At 45.1% G+C, this 4,426-nt stretch carries 4 protein-coding genes; all 4 read right to left on the reverse strand.

Features of this window, described 5'->3' with window-relative positions:
- A partial coding sequence (locus tag AACT21_RS07000; protein ID WP_141195253.1) for an ATP-binding cassette domain-containing protein occupies nt 1–180 on the reverse strand: 180 nt, incomplete at its 3' end.
- Between the two features lie 2 nt (nt 181–182).
- Complete coding sequence (locus AACT21_RS07005) at nt 183–1,208, reverse strand: ABC transporter permease (protein ID WP_013857641.1); 1,026 nt, start codon at nt 1,206–1,208, stop codon at nt 183–185.
- 2 nt (nt 1,209–1,210) lie between these two features.
- Nucleotides 1,211–2,197 carry an ABC transporter permease gene (locus tag AACT21_RS07010; RefSeq protein ID WP_013857640.1) on the reverse strand — a complete coding sequence of 329 codons (987 nt, stop codon included), beginning with the start codon at nt 2,195–2,197 and terminating at the stop codon, nt 1,211–1,213.
- A 166-nt stretch (nt 2,198–2,363) separates the two neighbouring features.
- The gene (locus AACT21_RS07015; RefSeq protein WP_013857639.1) at nt 2,364–4,034 is read right to left on the reverse strand and encodes an ABC transporter substrate-binding protein; all 1,671 of its coding nucleotides are present in this window, start codon (nt 4,032–4,034) and stop codon (nt 2,364–2,366) included.
- Nucleotides 4,035–4,426 lie beyond the last annotated feature (392 nt).

A 4,426-nucleotide genomic window follows, 5' to 3' on the forward strand; every position in this document is an offset into this window, starting at 1 on the left:
CTTATGCAGACGCATCAGTGAAAATGCGATAGTTGATTTACCACAGCCAGATTCACCAGCAAGGCCAAATACTTCGCCAGGTGCAATGTCAAAACTGACGTTGCTGCATGCTCGAACATCACCTGCGTCGGTGATGTAGTCAACGCATAGGTTACGGATTGAAATAAGTGGGTTTGTCATGATTATTTATCTCCGCTCCAAAGTGCATTTTGTGGTGGCAGGTCAGGCTGACGCTCTTTCTTGTCTTGCTCTGCGAGTTTTTTCCAACGCTTCATTCCTTTGTGTGAACGCAGTTGTGGGTTGGCAATTTCATCGACCGCAAAGTTCAGTAAAGCCAAACCAGTAACGAGTAGAGTCAAAGCAATACAAGGAGCAAGCAGTTCCCACCAAGCGCCAATCAGCATAGAAGAGGACGTTTGAACGTTGTACAACATGATGCCCCAACTGATGGTGTTTGGATCGCCAAGACCAAGGAAGGAGATGGTGGCTTCCATCATGATGGCGTACATCACTGAGCCGATGAAGCTAGCGCCAACGATGGAGATGAGGTTAGGTAGAATCTCAACGAAAATGATGCGCCATGATGATTCACCCAAGACTTCCGCCGCTCTGACAAATTCTTTCTCACGCAGTGCGAGGGTTTGTGAGCGTACAACCCTAGCGCCCCAAGCCCAGGAGGTGCAGCCAATGATGAGTGCAATGGTTAATGGGCCGGCCTCTCCAATAAATGCCGCGACCACGAATAAAAGAGGATATTGAGGTATCACCAGCATGATATTCATAGCGGCGGTTAGAATGTCATCGACCTTACCGCCAAAGTAACCGGCAGAAACACCAATCACAGTCGCAAGAAAACAGACGGTCATTCCTGCGCCAAAACCCACGGCGAGTGAGACTCGTGCGCCATACACCACTTGTGACCAAACATCGCGTCCCATACGAGAGGTGCCTAGCACATGGTCTTCACCTTTTGAGAGCAGTAAGGTACGGCGGTCAGTCGCCAAGTTTTCAGCAATCCAGCCATTCGGATCTGCTTTAGCGGCTTTGACGACGAACGATGGGTACTCGTGTGGATTTCCGGTACGTTTATCTGGCGCATGTTTGGTGATCAGTGGCGCAGCAAGGGCGATGAATAAAAATAGGCCCAAAATAATGACACCGACCATGGCAACGGTATTGCCGCGAATGAGTTTAATGAGATCTTTCATGATTATTTACCTCCCTTGCGTAGGCGAGGGTCTAGTACGACATAAAGCATGTCCGCCAACAGGTTAAAGAACAGCATAAAGAGCGTCATAATCAGTAGCTGCCCTTGCAGAACTTGGTAATCACGAGCGTTGATCGCATTAAATAAAACGGTACCAAGGCCAGGATAGTTAAAGATAATTTCAATGATGAGCTGGCCACCGATAGCCATACCCAAAGACATCGATAGAGCGGTGACACTTGGCAATAAAGCATTACGAGCGGCGTACTGGAAAACCACACGGTTTTCGCTGAGCCCTTTCCCTTTCGCCATCGTGATGTAGTCTTCAGCGAGCAGGTTAATCATGTTGTTACGCATGTTGACGAGAAACCCACCGATTTGTACTAGAGATGCACAGACAAGAGGCAAGAAAGCGTGGTATGCCACATCTTTAATGAATGTCCAACTTGTCCAATCTGGCATCGTACCAGCAGTGTAGGCATAACCCGTAGGGAACCATTGCAAGCCGATAGCAAAAGTAAACATAGCGATCATCGCAATAACCACTTGTGGAACGGCTTGTATAACCAACATCCCTGGGGTAATAAACGTATCGTAACGACTGCCTCGTTTCCATGCGGCAAAAATGCCCAGTAGAGAACCGATTGAGAACGAGATCACAACCGCAGTACCCGCTAGAAATAACGACCAACCAAATGCACTACCCAGTAATTCATTGACACTTAACGGATAGAACTTAATCGACGTGCCTAATTCCCAACTTAGAATGCTTTTTAAATAGGTCAAATACTGTACGGGCAACGGACCATCAACGAAACCGAGAAGCTGTTTCATCGCTTCGATTCGTTCTGGCGTTACTTGCGTTGTTGCGTTTGCGAACATCATGGTCACTGGGTCTCCAGGCATGGCTCGCGGAATAATGAAGTTCAATGTTGCTGCAACCAGCAACGCGATAAAATAAAATGACAAACGTCTTAAAAAATAACCCATAACTCACACCTTACTCACCCAGTTTTATCCTGTACCTGGTTTCAGGTCGCTCCTAGCGAAATTTAGAGCGAAAAATCCCCTAACGACGAGCGTTATACATTTGCTAGGTATTTAGGGGATTTTATTTAGCGGCGCACGAAGTACGCCGCAAGGAATGAACTTCTACTTACTTAACTGGTTTTAGGTCCAGTACGTGTAATAGACGCTCAGGGATACCAGCCCAAATGTTTGGACGACCCTTAGGATTTTCTTCGTTCCACCAGCCGCTAAAGCGTGCTGTGTTGTATTGGTACATGTAAGCACCTGACATTACAGGGATGGTCACTTGGTTTTCAGCAATGATTTTCTGAATTCCGTGAGCGATTTCTAGCTGCTCATTTTTATCCGCTGTTTTGTAGAAGCTGTCTAGCAAAGTATCTAGCTTGTCGTTTTTGTAGAAGTGCATAGCAAAACGAGGCATACCTTCACCTTTCTGTAGTGCAGAGTTGTATGCACTGTTCCAGTATAGATGTGGATCCGCACCGTGGAAGTAGTTGGTGTAAGCGACGTCATAAGTACCTTCAAGCATTGCTTGGTTATAAACCGCAAACTCTGGAGTACGAGCACGTGCTTTGATGCCTACTTCGGCAAGCTGTTCAACGGCAAGTTGTACTGTGTTGTTGAAGTCAGTCCAGCCATTTGGTGATTGAACAAGTAGCTCAAAAGATTTACCTGATGGAGTATCAACAAAACCGTCTTTGTTCACGTCTTTGAAGCCCGCTTTAGCAAGCAGTTTTTTCGCGCCTTCAACGTTGTACGTGTTGTAGCCTTTGTACTTATTGTGGATGTTTTCATCAGACCAAGCTTGGAATGCATAACCTAAGCCTGAAGCGAAGTCATTAACGGTACCGCCGCCATAGAAAGCGATATCGATAATAGTTTGACGGTCAAGAGCCATAGAGAATGCGCGACGGAAATCAACGTTGCTTAGCGCTTCATTTTTTACTGCATCTGGGTTTTTGAAGTTAACCATAAATGCTTGTGTGCCTGATGGCGGATACCAGTAGTGGTGGCTAGGGCTTGCAGCGGCATAAGTACGGTCAATATCTGGAACGAATGAAGAGGTCCAATCGAGTTCAGAGTTAACAATTTTACCTAGCAATTGGTCATTGTTTGCAATTTGAGGTACACGCAAACAGTCAACCTCAAGGTTTGCAGCATCCCAGTAATTCGGGTTACGACATTGGATGTATAGCTGTGGAGTGAAGGTGTCGATTTCAGTAAACGGACCAGTACCTACAGGGTTCTCGTTGGTGAAAGTCGCTGGATCTTTCACATCTTTCCATACATGCTCAGCAACGATAGGAACTAACGAGATTTCATAAGGTACGTTTGAGTTAGCTTCACTTAAACGGAAACGGATTTGGTAGTCGTTCAGTTTTTCTACGCTCGTTACCCACTTGTTGATACCGCGTTGGTCGAGTTCAGGTTTATTTTTCAATAAGCCATAAGAGAACACGACATCATCCGCTGTAAATGCTTGACCATCTGACCATTTAACACCTTTACGGATATCAAAAGTAACACTCATTAGGTCATCAGACATTTTAAAGCCTTCAGCCAAACGCATAACGGGTGTATTACCATGCATTTCGTTGAAGATGACCAGTGGTTCATAGATGAAATCAGTGGTCGTACGTAGGTTTGTTGCTAGATACGGGTTAAAGTTACGTACCATTGTAGGGTAGAAATCAGGTACGATCGTTAGCTCACTGCGTGCGGCTGCTGGAGCTGAAAGGCTCGCTGCGGCGGCGATTACTGCAGCGGCTAGCGCTGTTTTTTTAATATTGGCAAGCATAGCTGTTCCTTACTATTTGCTTTCATTTCACTAATGGATATGAATGTCATCAATTGATAAACACTCTCCAAGGCCTACCTCATTGCGTGTTAACAAACCGGAGGAGTTGGTCAACATGAGTGGCCTGTAGACCTTTGGCAGGAGTAAGAAGACACCTTGGAGAGAAAATTATCAATTTGAATTCCCGTTAAAAACGTCAATTTGTAGAAAGTGATCGTTATAAACGTCAATTTACCATCTTTGGTTTGATTTTTACTCTCATTTAGGTCAGTGATCTGCCTCTCATACTCAATTCGATTAACTTATAGTTGTAAGCGCTCGCTATCTTTTTATCCCTTTATTTTTAATGTTTTTTTGTTTTTTTTGTATCATGAGATCTTGCTCACTTATAG

It is taken from the genome of Vibrio sp. V08_P9A1T1, from assembly GCF_963874405.1.
Lineage (GTDB): Bacteria > Pseudomonadota > Gammaproteobacteria > Enterobacterales > Vibrionaceae > Vibrio > Vibrio anguillarum.

Bases quoted from the DNA above. Each gene is read 5' to 3' on its own strand.
- AACT21_RS07005 (WP_013857641.1), bottom strand. From the start codon at position 1,208: ATGAAAGATCTCATTAAACTCATTCGCGGCAATACCGTTGCCATGGTC.
- AACT21_RS07010 (WP_013857640.1), bottom strand. From the start codon at position 2,197: ATGGGTTATTTTTTAAGACGTTTGTCATTTTATTTTATCGCGTTGCTG.
- AACT21_RS07015 (WP_013857639.1), bottom strand. From the start codon at position 4,034: ATGCTTGCCAATATTAAAAAAACAGCGCTAGCCGCTGCAGTAATCGCC.